At 67.3% G+C, this 15,798-nt stretch carries 13 protein-coding genes and 1 tRNA gene; 7 read left to right on the forward strand and 7 right to left on the reverse strand.

The annotated features are described in order from the left end of the window. Window positions 1–36: 36 nt before the first annotated feature. On the reverse strand, window positions 37–825 hold the full coding sequence (locus tag NDI56_RS05640; protein WP_310918441.1) for a M14 family metallopeptidase: 789 nt from the start codon (window positions 823–825) through the stop codon (window positions 37–39). A 129-nt stretch (window positions 826–954) separates the two neighbouring features. On the opposite strand from NDI56_RS05640, the gene NDI56_RS05645 reads away from it, so the two are divergent. Beyond that, on the forward strand, window positions 955–1,746 hold the full coding sequence (locus NDI56_RS05645) for a hypothetical protein (RefSeq protein ID WP_310918442.1): 792 nt from the start codon (window positions 955–957) through the stop codon (window positions 1,744–1,746). A 10-nt stretch (window positions 1,747–1,756) separates the two neighbouring features. On the opposite strand, the gene NDI56_RS05650 is transcribed toward NDI56_RS05645, so the two are convergent. Then, the gene (locus tag NDI56_RS05650; protein ID WP_310918443.1) at window positions 1,757–2,233 is read right to left on the reverse strand and encodes a DUF309 domain-containing protein; all 477 of its coding nucleotides are present in this window, start codon (window positions 2,231–2,233) and stop codon (window positions 1,757–1,759) included. Window positions 2,234–2,339: 106 nt separating this feature from the next. Between NDI56_RS05650 and NDI56_RS05655 the strand changes: the two genes are divergently transcribed. The 4 genes from NDI56_RS05655 to NDI56_RS05670 all read left to right on the forward strand — a co-directional run bounded on the left by NDI56_RS05655 (window position 2,340) and on the right by NDI56_RS05670 (window position 5,162). Beyond that, a tRNA-Leu gene (locus NDI56_RS05655) sits at window positions 2,340–2,423 on the forward strand. 415 nt (window positions 2,424–2,838) lie between these two features. Beyond that, window positions 2,839–3,030 carry a hypothetical protein gene (locus NDI56_RS05660; protein ID WP_310918444.1) on the forward strand — a complete coding sequence of 64 codons (192 nt, stop codon included), beginning with the start codon at window positions 2,839–2,841 and terminating at the stop codon, window positions 3,028–3,030. Between the two features lie 59 nt (window positions 3,031–3,089). After that, window positions 3,090–3,926 carry an inositol monophosphatase family protein gene (locus tag NDI56_RS05665; protein ID WP_310918445.1) on the forward strand — a complete coding sequence of 279 codons (837 nt, stop codon included), beginning with the start codon at window positions 3,090–3,092 and terminating at the stop codon, window positions 3,924–3,926. Between the two features lie 87 nt (window positions 3,927–4,013). Then, the gene (locus NDI56_RS05670; protein WP_310918446.1) at window positions 4,014–5,162 is read left to right on the forward strand and encodes a DUF63 family protein; all 1,149 of its coding nucleotides are present in this window, start codon (window positions 4,014–4,016) and stop codon (window positions 5,160–5,162) included. A gap of 7 nt (window positions 5,163–5,169) precedes the next feature. Here the strand turns inward: NDI56_RS05670 and NDI56_RS05675 are convergent, their stop codons facing one another. The 3 genes from NDI56_RS05675 to NDI56_RS05685 all read right to left on the reverse strand — a co-directional run bounded on the left by NDI56_RS05675 (window position 5,170) and on the right by NDI56_RS05685 (window position 10,010). Beyond that, a complete protein-coding gene (locus NDI56_RS05675; protein ID WP_310918447.1) occupies window positions 5,170–6,876 on the reverse strand; it encodes a YcaO-like family protein in 1,707 nt (568 codons plus the stop codon). Between the two features lie 31 nt (window positions 6,877–6,907). Next, on the reverse strand, window positions 6,908–7,726 hold the full coding sequence (tbsP, locus tag NDI56_RS05680) for a transcriptional regulator TbsP (protein WP_310918448.1): 819 nt from the start codon (window positions 7,724–7,726) through the stop codon (window positions 6,908–6,910). Window positions 7,727–7,934: 208 nt separating this feature from the next. Next, complete coding sequence (locus NDI56_RS05685) at window positions 7,935–10,010, reverse strand: CHAT domain-containing protein (RefSeq protein ID WP_310918449.1); 2,076 nt, start codon at window positions 10,008–10,010, stop codon at window positions 7,935–7,937. Window positions 10,011–10,171: 161 nt separating this feature from the next. Between NDI56_RS05685 and glyA the strand changes: the two genes are divergently transcribed. Continuing rightward, a complete protein-coding gene (gene glyA, locus NDI56_RS05690; RefSeq protein ID WP_310918450.1) occupies window positions 10,172–11,419 on the forward strand; it encodes a serine hydroxymethyltransferase in 1,248 nt (415 codons plus the stop codon). Window positions 11,420–11,566: 147 nt separating this feature from the next. Continuing rightward, window positions 11,567–12,799 (forward strand): glycosyltransferase family 2 protein, encoded by a 1,233-nt coding sequence (locus NDI56_RS05695; RefSeq protein ID WP_310918451.1) that lies wholly within the window; start codon window positions 11,567–11,569, stop codon window positions 12,797–12,799. Between the two features lie 16 nt (window positions 12,800–12,815). On the opposite strand, the gene NDI56_RS05700 is transcribed toward NDI56_RS05695, so the two are convergent. After that, window positions 12,816–14,258, reverse strand: coding sequence for a sulfatase family protein (locus NDI56_RS05700; protein WP_310918453.1), 1,443 nt, complete (start codon window positions 14,256–14,258; stop codon window positions 12,816–12,818). After that, complete coding sequence (locus NDI56_RS05705) at window positions 14,258–15,709, reverse strand: sulfatase family protein (protein WP_310918454.1); 1,452 nt, start codon at window positions 15,707–15,709, stop codon at window positions 14,258–14,260. The genes NDI56_RS05700 and NDI56_RS05705 overlap by 1 nt, the downstream gene beginning before the upstream one ends. Between the last annotated feature and the right edge of the window lie 89 nt (window positions 15,710–15,798).

Raw genomic sequence — 15,798 nt, forward strand, 5'->3', positions numbered from 1 at the left:
CAGTCGACTCGCCGGCTATCCGAGCACCGCCCGTAGCTACTCCAGCGTCCCGACGTGGGTGCCCATGTAGCCGAACACGTCCTCGTACCCCTCCGCGGAGAGCAACACGGGATGGAACGCCTCCTCGGCGTACACCGTCTCGTCGTCGGCCGCGGCGACAGGGTCGCCCGCGGCCACCGGCTCGAAGTTCCGCACGAACACCTCGTACTCCGTGGCGGGGTCTTTCGGAATCGGACCGCCGAGCTGGAACACCGGGAGCGACTCGTTCCTGACGGGGGCCGCCTCGTCGGTGACGCCGAGGGCCGCGAGGAACTCGCGGATGACCCGCTCGGCGTTGGCCGCGGCTTCCGGTGAGCCCTGATAGCCACACTCGATTTCTATCGTCGAGGGGGCGACCGAGAACAGGCGCCCCTCGTTTGCGCCCTTTGTCCTGACCACGGCGTCGACGGAGAGTTTCGGACAGACGTCGCGGGCCAGCTGTGTCACGTCGTCGACCAGCGCGAACATGCCGTCGTAGGACTGCGTGGAGTGCAGCGAGAGGACCGTACAGCCACGCAGCTCCTCGGTCAGCGCCGCGGCCAGCCGCATCTCGTGGACGTCGCTCTCGGCGTCGCCCGGGAACACCCGATTCAGGTCGGTTTCGAGGTACCGCTCGCCCTCGGCGAGGGCCGCCTCGTTGACGACGATGAACTTCACGGGCTGACTCAGCGCCGGCGGGTCAGACAGCACCGCTTCGATGCCGTCGCGGCCACACGGTTCGTCGCCGTGGATACTGCCGACGACGGCTATCGAGGGCTCCCCGTCACCCAGTTGGACCACTCGCATCTGTTTGTAGGTCACTAGCCGGGTCGTAGTATATGTGTGGGTTTGATGTCGGGGTAGGGGTAGGCTCGTCCTCACGGCAAATCGCTTTGGTAGTCAGGCTTTTATTCTATCCCGGACCAATCGAACGGTATGCGACGACGCCACTTGCTGGGACTGACAGGCACCGCGCTCACGACCGCGGTCGCCGGCTGTCTGGACTCCGGCGGCGGGGAGCCGGGGACGGAGACTGGGGAGTCGAGCACCCCGACCGAGTCCCCGACAGGGACGCCAGAACCCGACGCGGCGGTGACGGACCCGATTTACGAGCTCTGGAGCGCCTACAACGACGAGGACGCCGCGGCCCTCGTCACGACGTACCACCCCGACTCACCGAGCGCCCCGGGGGAATCGGACGTCGTCTTCCAGGGAACGGTGACTGTCGAGAGCACGACAGTCGTCTCGCGGTCCGGGGACAGCGCTACAGCCGAGGCCGAAGCCAGCATTTCCGGGGAACTCAACGAGTCCGCGACGCAGATATTCGAGTTGCGCCGCCACGAGGGGGAGTGGAAGGTGTGGTCGTACGAGTCGGAGAGCGACGGCTCCTCGGAGCCGGTGGCACCGCAGGCGGCGTTCACCTTCGAGTTCGACGAGGCGGCGACGGACGACACCGAAACGGCCGTCCTGGGTATCACGCATTCGGGCGGCGACACTATCGACGCCGACCGGCTCTACGTCCGCGGGACGGGCATCGTGGAGACCGCCGGCGCGTCCCCCGATATCACGGCCCCGGACACCGACTGGGGCGGCGCGACCGGCGTCAGCGATATCACCGCCGGCACGGAGATAACCGTGGGCGTGACGGTCGACTGTGCGGTCCGACTCGTCTGGGAGGCCGAGGGGTCGACTGCGACGCTCGCGACCTACGACGGTCCCGGCGCCTGACCCTCTCAACTTATAGCTTCGCTGCGTACGCGTAATCAGTCTCGTCGGCGACCGGGTAGCCGTCGTCGAGGCGGATCTTCCAGCCGTGTAACACCGTCGGGTCGTCGAGCGCGTTCGTGACCACCGTTCGCACGTCGAGCACGTCTACTCCGTAATAATCGTTTGGTACGCCCCGGAAGTATTGCAGCGACGTCCGAAACAGCGACCGCATCCCGTCGTCGTTCTCGAAGTCGAAGTGCTTGTACGCGCCGGCGGCCACCTGCACCATCCCGTGGAGGAACTTGCTCTCGGTGCTGCCGCGGCCGTAGTTGTACCACTCGTCCTCGAAGCAGTCGTGCGATTCGTGGAAGTCGCCGTCGTTGTACAGGCGGATCCCGTGGACGACGGCCCGCCTGAGCGTGGCGTGCTCCCACTGCCCGTCCGCTCGCCACCCCGTCGGGCTCCCCGCCGGCGGGCCGACGCTGTCGTCGCGCGTGTGGTCGTCCATACAGTGACTGTCGGTCGCCCGAAGGGTCAATCTAGCGGTCCGGCCGTTCCGGCATCCGTACGACATTTATACCCCTGCGTGTTTGTGAGACATGCAAAGACCGCGTGCGAGGGTAGCCAAGCCAGGAAACGGCGGCGGACTCAAGATCCGCTCCTGTAGAGGTCCAAGGGTTCAAATCCCTTCCCTCGCACTGCAGCGAGGCGCAGACGCGCCGAGCAAAGTGCAACGGAAGGGCTTTGAACGAGGCCAGTCGCAGTCCGGACCCCCCGGACCGTCTGGACGTTGTTCAAATCCCTTCCCTCGCATCGCACAGGCGCCATAGACCGGTGCCGAACGATGCGGAAGTCCGCGTGGAGCGGTCTTCCCTCGCAAACTTCTGGAACGGTGTTCGGCCAGCGCCCGCTGTAACCGCGGTTCGCTGTCCGACCCCGGTGGTGGTCTGTGTCGGACGGATGCAAGTTCCGGGAGCCACACGTCGCTCGGACCTCTCTGTGTGGTGTCCCTGTCCGGTGAGGGCCAAGCGGAGGGGATGCTGGCCAGTAACAAGTGGTAATATCCAACGAATAATAACTAGCTTTATACGTTCTCGGTAGTTATTCACAGCCATGGCTACTGAACAGTCCGATAGTTCCGGTATTCCGGTCCCTGAGCTGGAGAACACGGCCTTTTTCGCCATCGAAGCGGACGACGACTACGTTCGAATCGAGCAGTCGCTGGGCAACCAGGTGCGCTACACGCCGTCCGAGGCGCGCGACATCGCCGACGCCATCCTGCGGGCCGCCGACGACGCCCAGTAACCACACCGTCGTTTGCGGGATACCGAGGTCCTAAAGCCGACCCGCTGCCAGTGGCACCCATGCCTGATGCACACCACCGTGCCGCAGTCGCAGAGCGGGCCGCCAGAGCCGGGGGCGTCGTCGCTCGCCAACAGTTCCGTGGCGACGTCGCGGTCGAGACCAAAACGAGCAAGAACGACTTCGTGACCGAGACCGACCGCGACGCCCAGGCACAGGTCGTCGCGACCGTGCGAGAGGAGTTCCCCGGCGACCGGTTTCTCTGTGAGGAGGAACTGGTCACGCGGTCCGGTCCCGAGACGGCCGAGACGCCGCCGACGGGCGTCGATTCGGTGCCCGAGACCGGCGCCGCGTGGGTCGTCGACCCCATCGACGGGACCACGAACTTCGTGCGGGGGCTCCGGACGTGGGCGACGAGCGTGGCCGCGCTCTCCGACGGGGAGACGGTCGGGGCCGCGACGTACATGCCGTCGATGGGCGACCTCTACGCGGTGGGTCCGGAGAGCGCGACCCGGGACGGCGCGACGCTGTCGGTGAGCGAGCGCACCGACCCGGAGACGTTCGTCGTCACCCCCGTCGGCTGGTGGGAGATGGACGACCGCGCCGAGTTCGGCCGGCTGTGTACGGCCGTCGCCGAGCGCTTTGGCGACATGCGACGCATCGGCAGCTTCCAGGCGACCCTCGCGTTCATCGCCGACGGCGCACTCGACGGGGCCGTCTGTCCGACGCGGACGAACCCGTGGGACACCTTGGCCGGTGTCTACATGGTCCGACAGGCCGGCGGCACCGTCACCGACCTGGAGGGCGAGCGCTGGCGCCACGACAGCGTCGGGCTGGTCGCCTCGAACGGCCAGGCCCACGACGAACTGGTCGCAGCGGCCAACGCCGCGCTGGACTGACGCGGGACAGCAGTGCACCGGCGGGGTTCGGCGGACCGCGCACACGCGACCGGAAGCCTGAAATCGACGCCCGCCGGTCACACGGCCATGAACACGTACGAGCGACTCAGCGAGGAGTACGGGCCCGCCCGGCTCTGGGTCGCCTCCTTCGTCGCCATCGTGGTCGGCACCGCGGCCGCGGCGGTCGCGATGCCGACACGCGTCTGGGACCGCTTCCTCTGGCACTTCTTCTGGGGCCCGGTGTACGCCGACGCGAAGTCAGCGGGCTGTGCGGTGATGACCGACAGCGGCCCCGAGCCGCTCTACCAGGGGTGTGAGGCCGCCGCCGCGGGCGGTCGTGTCGTCGCCGAACCCGGCTACACCATCGTCTCCGAGGTGGGGTACATGCTCATCCTGGTGTACATGCTCGTCGGCGTCTACCTCCTGCTCGAACGCCTCGACGTCGCCGAGGACCCAAACCTCTACTTCGCGTTCGTCCCGTTCATGCTGCTCGGTGGCGCGCTACGCGTCGTCGAGGACGGCACTGACCGCGCCGTGGAAGTCGGCATGGAGCCCCTCGTCCAGTACCCCCTGAGCTCGCTCATCATCAGCCCGGTCATCTACGGCACCGTCTTCCTCGTGACGCTGATGTCGTTGCTGGCCTGTCTGGAACTCGACCGCCGCGGCGTCGTCGACAGCTACTACCGAGCCACCGCCGGCGTGGGCGTCGCACTGGTCGTGTTCACGCTCGCCTACCTCACCGCGGGCGCGCTGACGACGGGGTACTCGACGCTGTACCCGTCCGTGCTCGTCTCGACGGTGGCTATCGCGTCGGGGCTCTCCTACGGGCTCTACTGGCTGTTCGCGAACTACGCCCCCGAGGTCAACAGCGGCACCGGCTACATCGGCCTGCTGGTCATCTGGGGCCACGCCATCGACGGCGTCGCCAACGTCCTGCTGGCCGACTGGCTCGACCTCCTGAACGTCCCGCTGACCTACTACCCGAAACACCCCGCCAACGCGTTCATCATCTCGACGACTGAAGCGCTCCAGCCGGCCGGCCTCACCGCCGCCATCGGCACCTCCTGGCCCTTCCTCGTCGTGAAACTCGCCGTCGCCTCGCTGGTCGTCTGGCTGTTCAACGAGGAGTTCCTCGACGAGAGTCCGCGCTACGCGCTACTCCTGCTCATCGCCGTCACCGCCGTCGGACTCGGCCCCGGCACGAGGGACATGCTGCGGGCCACGTTCGGTATCTGAGGGCCGGCTACGGGAACGGGTGGTGCGCCCGGTCCAGCCGCGGTTCGAAGCCCAGCTCTTCCGGGACCCGCTCGGCTCGCTCGCCGAAGTACGCGTCCTCGAAGAACAGCGGCTGGGCGCTGGGACACAGCACTCGAACGGCCTCGAACCCCAGCTGTTCGAGGTCCGGGGTCGTGAGCCGAGTCGCGTACGGGTCGAGTCCGGCCTCGGTCACCCGCTCGACGAGCGTCGACAGCTCGGCCGCTCCCTCCGGGACGGTGTCCGGACCGATACTGGAGAGCGGAACCGCGGTCGCCGCGTCGGTGAGCGACGACACGGCGTCGGGCCGGCCGGCGTAGTGGCCGATAGCCCCGGAGGCGTCGCTCGCACCGTCGCGCCCCATCCCGCGTAGTTCGAGCCAGTTCTGTAGCGCCTCCTCCAGCGCGCCGACAGCGGCGGCCTCCGGGTCCAGCCCCGCCGACGAGCCGATGGCGAACTCGGGCCACGCCTCGCCGTGCAGGGCCACGGCGACGACCGGCACGTCCACGTCCTGTGTCAGCAACAGCGCCGTCGCGTCCAGCCCCTCCGAGCGGGCGCGACGGCGGAGCGTGTCGAACCCGTCGGCGTTCTCCACGACGATCTCCAGTGGCTCGTACGTCGAGTACCACGACAGCATCGCGGCGTCGCGCTCGACGACCTCGTACAGCCCCGACAGGAGCGCGTCGGTCTCCGAACCGCCCAGCCCCAGCCCGGTCGTCACCGGAGGCCGGACCATCCGGGTCGGCGGCGGATAGAGGACCGTCTCGGCGGGGACGTCGACCTCCCGTGTAGTCCCCAGATGCTCCGCGGGCAGCCAGTGTAGCTCCGCGTCGACGGGCCAGTCGTCGGGCCTGACAAAGGCCGACGGTCGGACGGCGTCGGCGACCTGCTCGGCCGCGCCCCGCGGGAGGCCGTCGGCGCGGTAGACGCCCGCCGCGTAGCGCTCGTAGCTCTCGCCGAGCGCCTTCATGAAGGCCGTGTCCCAGTCGCTTGCCACGCCGGCGGCCTGCTGGGGCGCCGTCACGTCGCTGAAGCGGTCGGTGTCGGCCACCGTCGCGAGGTAGTACGGCGCCGGAAAGGACTCGGCTTCGCCGACCTCGCTGACGATACCCACGCGCTCGTCCAGCCCGCCCTCGGCTCTGTCGAGGGCCTCGCGTTCGTACTCGGGGTCCCCGCCGTGCCGGAGCGTCCACGTCCGGGACCCGCCACAGGAACACCCCGGAACGGGGAGGAACTGCCGTTCGGTGTGTGGCAGCTCGACGACCGTTCCGGCGAGGGCGCCGGTCCCCGCGAGCGCCTGCTCGATTCGTCGGCCGGCGACCGCGCCCGCGAACCGCTGGGTCCCGCTCGCGGGCGCCTCGGCGGGCGGCTGTCGCTGGTCGACGTTCGCGCGTACTCGCTCGGTGAGACAGCGGTAACAGCCGGTCCCCGGGCCAAAGCCCGCGACGGAGGCGTCGGCGACCGGGACGCCCCCGATACCCCCGAGTTCCACGGCGACCCACGGCGTCGCCAGTTCGCGCGCCCGGTCGCCGGCGGTCTCGAACCGCTCCGAGGTGACCTGGTCGACCACGACCGCGAGGTCGGCGGGCGTTACGAGCGGGTCGTCCGCCCGGCGAACGGTGGCGGGGCTATCGCCCAGCGCCGCGACGAGAGACTCGACCGCCGGGCCGCTCCCGACGACTTCGACAGTAGTCATGACCGCAAAAAGACGACAGGGGGAGAAAAACCTAGGCTGCCAGGATGCTCTGTGCGACCGTCGCCAGCTCGTCGCCGTCGGCGTCTTCGAGGCGCTCGTCGCCCAGCATCAGACGCAGTCGCGGTCGGCCCACGTCGATGGGGACTTTCTCGGTGTCGATGAGGCCCATGTCCTCCAGCTTCGTCTTCGTCCGCGAGAAGGTCGCCTTGCTCGCGAGCCCGACGTCCTCGCCCCACTTGCTGATGTCGTACAGCAGTTCGTTGTTGCGGGCAGCGACGAGCAGGCTGATGGTCACCTCGTCGAGACCGTCGCCGTCGCCGCGGGCGGTCGCCAGCGAGCCGAGCACGCTGTCGAAGTCCTCGGCGGTCTCCGGGCCGATCTCCGTCTCCAGCGTCGAGCGGACGCGAGAGATGGCGGGGGTCCGGAGCGTGTACTCCGCCGCGTTCTCCCACGTGCTCTCGTAGTACTCCGCCGCGTCGTCGACGAACTCGTCGTCGTCGGTGCCGAGTCCGCCGACGATGTCGCCGATGGTGACGAGCGCGTAGACGCCGTCGGCCGTCACGGCGACCGAGTGGTTCGGCACCGTATCGAGCAGTCGCATCGACAGTGTGCCGGCCTCGACGAGGTCGGCCGCCGTACTCGCGACGAGGAAGTCGTCCATCACGTCTTTCAGCGTTCGCTCGTCCGCGAGCACGCGGACTTCGGGGGCACCGTCCTGTCGCTCCAGCGTCGACATCAGCGACGAAATCGTCTCCTGCGAGGGGTTGACCACGTAAATCGGCGTGTCTGTCTCGTCGAACACCGAGGATAGCATCGAACCGATGTCATCTTGCAGTAGGGTGGTACTCATTGACCTATTATGTCTATTGACGCGTGAAACATTTAATTTCATCGGCCGCAACCGATTGAATTCGTCGCTGATTGTGTCATATCGACCATCAAATCAGTACAAATATATCTATCAGATACCAATATTATGCAGGTATTCTTGATAATAACAATGGCTGAACACAATAATTTGATACGCAGTAGCTACCGGCCAGTTGGTACGTAACTTGCTAAAAGTTTGGGTCCAATCTCGCAGCGAGGTCCTCGGACCAGTGGAACTCGCCCTCGAAGATGACCGGCAGCGAAGCCGACTCCAGCGTCTCGACCAGCGTCTCCGCCGACACCGAGAGTTCGGTTTCGGTCCCGTTGAGCGCCATCTGGCCGTCGAAGGGGAGGTCGTAGCTCTCACCGGCCCCCTGTGGCGTCATGACCTCGCAGGTGAGGTTGTAGCCGCGGTCGCCGTTGCTGACCTGGACGACAACGGGGTCGGTCGGGCCCGGTAACAGCGCGTAGGTCCCGTCGCCGACCACCGCGTAGTCCTTGCTCATCATGATGCGACGCCGCGCCAGCTGGAGCGCGCGCTGGATGCTGAACCCGTTCGAGAGCAGCCGGGCGAAGGCCGTCCCGACCATCGCGGCGTGGCTGTCGAGCACGTCCGCGAAGGTCACGGCCCCCGCGACCGAGCCCTGTTCGATGAGCGCCAACCCCTGTTCGTAGGAGCCACAGGCGTTCAGGAAGAACGTCCGGGTGCGGGACTCCGAGAGCGACTCCATCGAGAGGTTCCCGTCGGGACAGCGGAGGCCGTCGTCCTCGCAGTGACCGATGAAGTGGACGAAGTCGTTCTCCGACTCGAACACGTCCGCGAGGGCACCAGTGGTCAACTGGTCGGAGACGGTGACGTCCATCGGGAGGTCGGCCGCCCGGTATATCTCGGAGACGGCGTGGCGTTCGTCCGACATCTCCATATCGTTCAACACCACGGAGAGCTGGAGGTGGTCGGTCTCCTTTTTCCGGTAGCGGTACCGGTTCTCGTAGGCCGACGGCGTCGTCTTGAACGCGTCGATAGGCGTGCCCGGCGCCAGCCAGCCGGTGACCCGGCCGACACCGCCCTGTGGTTCCACCATCGCCGTCGGCTCGGCGGCCCCGCGCGTATAGGTGTCAGAGAGGGTCTTTTCGAGGAGGTCACGCCGGTCCAGCTCCGACCCGTCGGAGAGACAGATGAGACTCAGTTTGTCGAGCAGGAAGGGGAGACAGCGAGCGCGAGCGAGCGACGGGTCCGTGTGCGTCGAGAGGTGCCACTCCGGGACTGCCTCGTCGACGGCCGCTGTCGGCGCCTGCATGTACCGTTCGAGGCGGTCGGCCGGCGATAGCGAGCGGACGGTCTCGGGGTCCATCGAACACCGGTCCAGGAGTTCGGGGTCCGATTCGGGGTTCATCCGCCTGACCAGACAGTCCAGATAGAACTGTCGCTGGAGCATCTCGGCCACCTCGTTCTGGAAATCGGGGAACTGGCCGAACTCGTGGTGGACGTCTGTCCCCTCGGCCGTGAGCACCACCCGCTTGCGGTCCCCGACTGTCACGTCCGCGCCGAGATAGTACGCGAGCGGCGCGACGACGAACAGCGACTCCACGCAGGGTGGCGACCTGAGCTCGATTCCCGTCTCGGGCTTCGTGTTGGCGAGCTCAGTCGGAATCGACGTCGACTCGCCGGTCGTCAACAGGGGCGGGTGACCCCGCTGTCCGGGATGTGAGCGCGAGGGTGTGAGCGTGTGGTGTGCCGCGCTCAGATGCGAGAGCCCGGTCGCGAGTCCCGCCGGGCTCTCCCGGACCTGAACGTGGGCCGGCCCGATAGACGTGGACTCGCCGACGCCGACGACGACCCGCTGTTGGTCCCACATCGACAGCACGGTGTCGCTATCGGTCGGCCGCAGCGAGGCGGGCCCGTCGAACCGAATGTGGACGCGCCCCTGTTCCGCGGCGAGGGGACTGCGGGCACCTGCCCCCTCTGTCGTCTCGACGGTCGTCGAGAGGAGATAGGACCCTTCGGGCAGTTCGGACGCGGTAGTCAGTGTGTACTGGGCGTCACAGTCCAGCGCCGCGACCGTGGGCGCGGCCCCCGGTACGCGCAGCCGCGCGGTCCGGCCGCTGAAACAGTTGGTCGTGGCCCGTGGCACGGACTCCGGCGAACACTCGCGGCGCTCGTCGAGTTGCGCGAGCACTGTCGACAGCCCCGAGCGACCCTGCCGTGCAGTTCCGGTCGCGGGTCCCCGGTCCGCGGCCGCGTCTGCCACCCCCCAAGTGACCATGTGGTAACAACTGTGGGCTTATGCATTATATACGTACTGATAACATAGTATGCATTTCTTTCCGACAGGTAACCTCCTCGTAAGTGCCCCGTATCTGCCAGTTGCTCACACGCCTGCGGGCAAAGGGTAGATTATTGACGGGCGCGTGCTGACCACACCATATGAGCTACGACACCGTCCGCGAGACGGACCCTGCTGTTGCAGACGCGCTCGAAGGTGAGCGGGCTCGCCAGAACGACACGCTGGCGATGATCGCCTCGGAGAACCACGTCTCCGAGGCCGTCATGGAGGCCCAGAGCTCCGAACTCACGAACAAGTACGCCGAGGGCTACCCCGGCGAGCGCTACTACGGCGGCTGTGAGTACGCCGACGACGTAGAGCAACTGGCCATCGACCGCGCCAAAGAGCTGTGGGGCGCCGACCACATCAACGTCCAGCCGCATTCGGGCTCGCAGGCGAACATGGGGGTCTACCTCGGTGTGCTCGAACCCGGTGACAAGATTCTCTCGCTGGACCTGACCCACGGCGGTCATCTCTCTCACGGTCACCCGGCGAACTTCGCCGGGCAGGTGTACGAGGTCGAGCAGTACGAGGTCGACGAGGAGACGGGCTACGTCGACTACGAGGGCCTGCACGAACACGCCGAGGAGTACGAGCCGGACATCATCGTCTCGGGCTACTCGGCGTACCCCCGGGAAGTCGACTTCGCGCGCATTCAGGAGGCGGCCGACGCCGTCGACGCCTACCACCTCGCCGACATCGCTCACATCACCGGACTCGTCGCCGCCGGCGTCCACGAGTCGCCGGTCGGCGTCGCCGACTTCGTCACCGGTTCGACGCACAAGACGATCCGCGCCGGCCGCGGTGGCATCATCATGTGCGACGACGAGTACGCCGACGACATCGACGCCGCCGTCTTCCCCGGCTCGCAGGGCGGTCCGCTGATGCACAACGTCGCCGGCAAGGCCGTCGGCTTCAAGGAGGCCCTCGAACCCGAGTTCGAGGCGTACGCCCAGCAGACCGTCGACAACGCCGTCGCGCTCGGCGACCGGCTCAAGGAGCACGGCCTCGACCTGGTCTCCGACGGCACCGACAACCACCTCGTGCTCGTCGACCTCCGGCCGTCCCATCCCGACACGACCGGCAAGGACGTGGAGGCCGCACTGGAGGACGCGGGCATCGTGCTGAACGCCAACACCGTCCCCGGCGAGACCCGCTCGGCGTTCAACCCCTCGGGCATCCGCGCGGGCACGCCCGGCCTGACGACGCGTGGCTTCGACGAGGACGACTGCCGCGAGGTCGCGGACCTCATCTACGACGTCGTCGAGGCGCCCCACGACGACGACGTCGTCGCCGAAGTCGGCGAGCGCGTCGACGAACTCACCGACGAGTACCCGCTGTACGAGTAGGGGTTCCCGCGGCTCTCGGTTCTCCTCGACGACTTCGCCGTCTGTCCCGTCGCGACTTCTGTTCGCCGAACGCCTGTTTCGTGCGCCGAGTGGACGGTGTCGCGCCACCACCAGTTTCAATAGCTCCTCCGCGCGGGCACTGTACACATGGTCCTCGATACGACGCTGTTGTTCGCCACGGTCACCCTTCTGGTGTGGGTCGCGCTCGTCTACGGGTGCTCCGCGCTGTGGTGGCTCCTCGAAGTGTTCGTCATGGGATACGGCTGGGAATCGAGTGACGGAGACGCCTGGGACCTGCCCGACATCCAGGTTCGCGTCCTCACGGTCGACGCCGCGGGCGTCGTGCAGGGAACGGTCAACGCGATTCCGGACGCGGTCGCGAGCGTCGAAGTGATCGCCGAGCGCGATATCGACGTCGACGGCGCGTCCGTACACGTCGTGCCGGAGTCCTTCGAGTGCGAGGCGACCAACAAGGGCCGAGCCGTCGAGTGGGCGCGCAGAAACGTTCCCTCTGACGTCGAGTACGTGCTCTATCTGGACGAGGACACCATCGTCACTGACCTGACCGGTCTCCCCGACGCCGACTTCGTCCAGTTCAGCGAGAAACCCATCTACACCGGCTCCCGGTTGGCCTATCTCTGTGAGGTGTTCCGGGTCGGCTACCAGTACGAACAGCGGGCCTTCCACCGGCTGTCCTATCCGCTGTACGCCTGGGGCGGCGGCTTCGCCATCCGGCAGTCGGTCGAGAACGAACTCACGTGGGACGTGGCGACGATAACGGAGGACACGAACCTCGTCTGGCGGGCGGCCGACCGGTTCGACCTCGACTACCGGCTCGTCGACGCTCGCTTCCGGAATCAGGCGCCGCCGTCGCTCCGGGCGATGTTCAAGCAGCGACGGCGCTGGATGTCGGGGACGCTCACGGACAACCACATCCTGCCGCTTGGCTACCAGCCCATCGCCTTTACCCGCGCGGTGACCTGGGGGTTCTCGCCGGTGATTCCGCTCGTGGTCGTGGGCGCCGGTCTCGTTCCCGGAGCCGGGGTCGGCCTCCGACTCTTCGAGCTCTTCTCGACCGCGTTACTCGGAATCCTCTTTCTGTACATGACGTACGGGGTCGTCGGCTACCGCAAGCACCCGCTACTGTGGCCCGTCTTCCTCCTGTTGACGCCGGTCGCAGTCGTGTTGCACGCTCTGGGCGCGGCGTGGGGGCTGCTCAGCCCCATCGCGGAGTTCGAAGTCACCGAGAAGGTCCTGCCGGAGACTATCGAGGCCGTCAACGACGGGTTGGAAGACGGTGACCTGGCCGACCACGAGGGGACCGGCCGCCTGGTCCGCAACTCCTCCAGCGCCTACGACTCCTATCTCTTCGACGACTGAGCTGGCGCTGTCTCGGTCACTCGCCGAGATGCCGCGTCGTGAACTCCGCGATGGGGTCCTCGGTCTCGCGCATCCACTCGGCCAGCCGGTCGCGCAACCGGGCCCGCACGTCGCGGTAGTCCGGGTGGTCGACGAGGTTCTGCAGCTCGTGGGGGTCCGCGTCGAGGTCGTACAGCTCGTCGACGTCGGGCGCGTTGAAGACGTACTTGTACCGCTCGGTCCGGATCATCCGCTGAGAGTGAAACCCCATCTCGTCGCCGTGGTACTCGGCGAAGACGGCCTCGCGGGCGTCGGTCTCCTCGCCGCGCAGCGTCGGCCAGAGACTGCGGGCGTCGATGTCCTCGGGTACCGGCGCGTCGGCGAGTTCGAGGAACGTCGGCATCAGGTCCATGAGCGAGACGAGGTCGTCACAGAGCCGACCCCGACCGGCGACACCGGGACCGCGCACGACAAGCGGGATGCGGTAGGTGTCGTCGTACATGAACGGGCCCTTGTTCCACTGCCGATGGCCGCCGGTGAAATCGCCGTGGTCGGAGGCGTGGACGACCACCGTGTCGTCGGCCACGCCGAACTCTTCGAGCGCGTCGAGGATGCGACCGATCTGGTCGTCGATGTGGTGCATGAACCCCATGTACAACGCGCGGAGCGTCGCCCAGTCCTCCCACGTCAGGTCCTCGACGCCGCGGTAGGACCGGTAGTTCTCCTGCACCTGTGGCTTCCCGTCGAAAGTCTCCGCGTAGGAGGGCCAGGCCCCCAGCTCCTCGGGGTCGTACATCGAGGCGTAGGGCTCCGGGACCAGATACGGGTGGTGTGGCCCCTGGAAATCGACCCGGTGGAAAAAGGGGCCGTCGGCGTCGGCCAGTCGCTCCAGCCGCTGAATCGTCAGCTCGGCGTTGTAGTAGCTCCGGGTGGCCGCCGGGGGAATCGGCAGCGTGGCGCCCAGCAGGTCGCGCGAGTCGGGGAACTCGGCGTAGATCGCGTCCTCCGGTTCGACCGCGTCCGGGTCGACACCGAGGTCGCGCTGGTGGGCCGCCAGTCCCGATTCGAGGTGGGCGTCGTGGTGCTGGTCGCTCCCGCCGACGTAGTCGAACCCGAAGTCCTCCGGCGTCTTGTGACGGCCGACGTGCCACTTGCCGACGTAGGCGTTCTCGTAGCCGGCCTCCCGGAGCGCCGTGCCGAAGGTCGGTACGTCTTCGGGCAGGTCCGCCCGGACCGCGTCCCGTTCGTGGACGTTGTTGAGCACGCCGTGTCTGTGTGGGTAGCGTCCGGACAGCAGCGACGCCCGGGCGCTGCTACAGATGCTGATAGGCGTGTACGCGTTCGTGAACCGGACGCCGTCGGCGGCGAGTCCGTCGATAGCGTCGGTCTCGGCGGGGATGCCGTCCGGTGCGAGCAGGTCGTGGCGCTCCTGGTCGGTCAACAGGAGGAGCACGTTCGGCCGGTCCGTGTTTCGGGCCATCAGAGGTACCCGAGGTCGGCGAGCCTGTCTTCGGTGGCGTCGGAGACAGTGACACTGCCGGTGGCGTCGGTCTGGTCGAAGCTCCCCAGCCATCTGTCGAGGTCGGCGGCCAGCCCGGCGGTCGTGCGAGGGCTGGACGTCGAGATGTCGTGTTTCTCACCGGGGTCCGCCCGGAGGTCGTACAGCCACTGGCTGCCGTCGGAGCCGCGGACGAACTTGTAATCGGTCGTCCGGACGGCCCGCAGCGAGCGCTGGTAGTCGTATATCTCCTGGGGAACGTGGTCGAACTTCGATTCGAGGACCTCGATAGGCGGCCGCGGCTGCATGTACTCGGCGATGACGCGCGAACGCGGCTGGTCGCCCCTGACTGGATGAAACGAGAGAGCCTGAGACGCCTCGCGGACCGCCGGTGCGTCGATGCCGGCCACGTCCAGCAGCGTCGGCGCCAGGTCCGCCGTCTGGACCAGCCGCTCGCTCCGCGTGTCCGTCGCCGAGAACGCACCGCCGTTGATGACGAGCGGGACGTGCAAGACCGTGTCGTAGAGGCTGTACTGGTGACCCAGAAAGCCGTGTTCCCCGATGTTCTCCCCGTGGTCGCTGACCGCCACGAACACGGTGTCGTCCCACTCCCCCGCGCGTTCGAGGGCGTCGCGGAGCCGACCGAGCTGTTCGTCGAGGTACCGTATCTCCGCCGCGTAGAGCGCCTGCACGACGCTCCACTCCTCGTCGGTGTAGTCGAACTCGCCGACGTCGAACTCCCGGGGGTCCTGTCTGAGCGTCATCGCCCGGTCGTAGCTCCACCCCTCGGGCAGGAACTCGCGGGCGTAGGCCGGCGGCGGCCGGTACTCCAGGTGCGGCTCGATACAGTTGGCAAAGAGAAAGAAGGGCACGTCGCTGTCGCGGCCCCGCAACCAGTCCTCGACCCACTCGACCGTCGCCGCGGCCCCGTCGTCGGTCGGGCCAGTCAGAAGCCTGCGCAGGCGCTCGAACGCCGTCCCGCCCAGTCCGCTCTCGCGAACGGCGTTGGTGAGCCGGTCACCGAGCGAGCCGGCACCGCTCCAGGCGTCCGTCCGCTCGCCGTCCTCACGGAAGGTGTCGAACCCGCCGGTGAGGCCGAACTCCTCGGCGATCCAGACGTTGTTCGAGATACCGGCCGTCTCGTAGCCCGCGTCGGCGAACGCGTCCACGATGGTCGGGAGCTCCCCGTCGAACTTCGTGTGTTCGGCGTGGGCCCCGTGTTTCGACGGATAAGTGCCGGTAAACAGCGAGACGTGGGCGGGGAGCGTCCACGGCGCCGTGGTGAACGCGTCGGTGTACTCGGTGCCTGATTCGGCCAGCGCCGCGAGATTCGGGGTCAGCTCCGGGTCGGCCGGGACCGTCTCGACCCCGCGCATCGTGTCCATCACGAACAGAACGATATTGGGGTCGTCCCGATCGGTCTCCCCGGTCATGGTTCTAGAGTCGACAACAGCGAGACAGGAGTAGCTATGAATACGATCACAGTGCTGGTGTCGCCGTGGGGGTATACTGTAGTTCGGCT

Origin of the sequence: Halomicroarcula saliterrae (assembly GCF_031624395.1) — an archaeon.
Lineage (GTDB): Archaea > Halobacteriota > Halobacteria > Halobacteriales > Haloarculaceae > Haloarcula > Haloarcula saliterrae.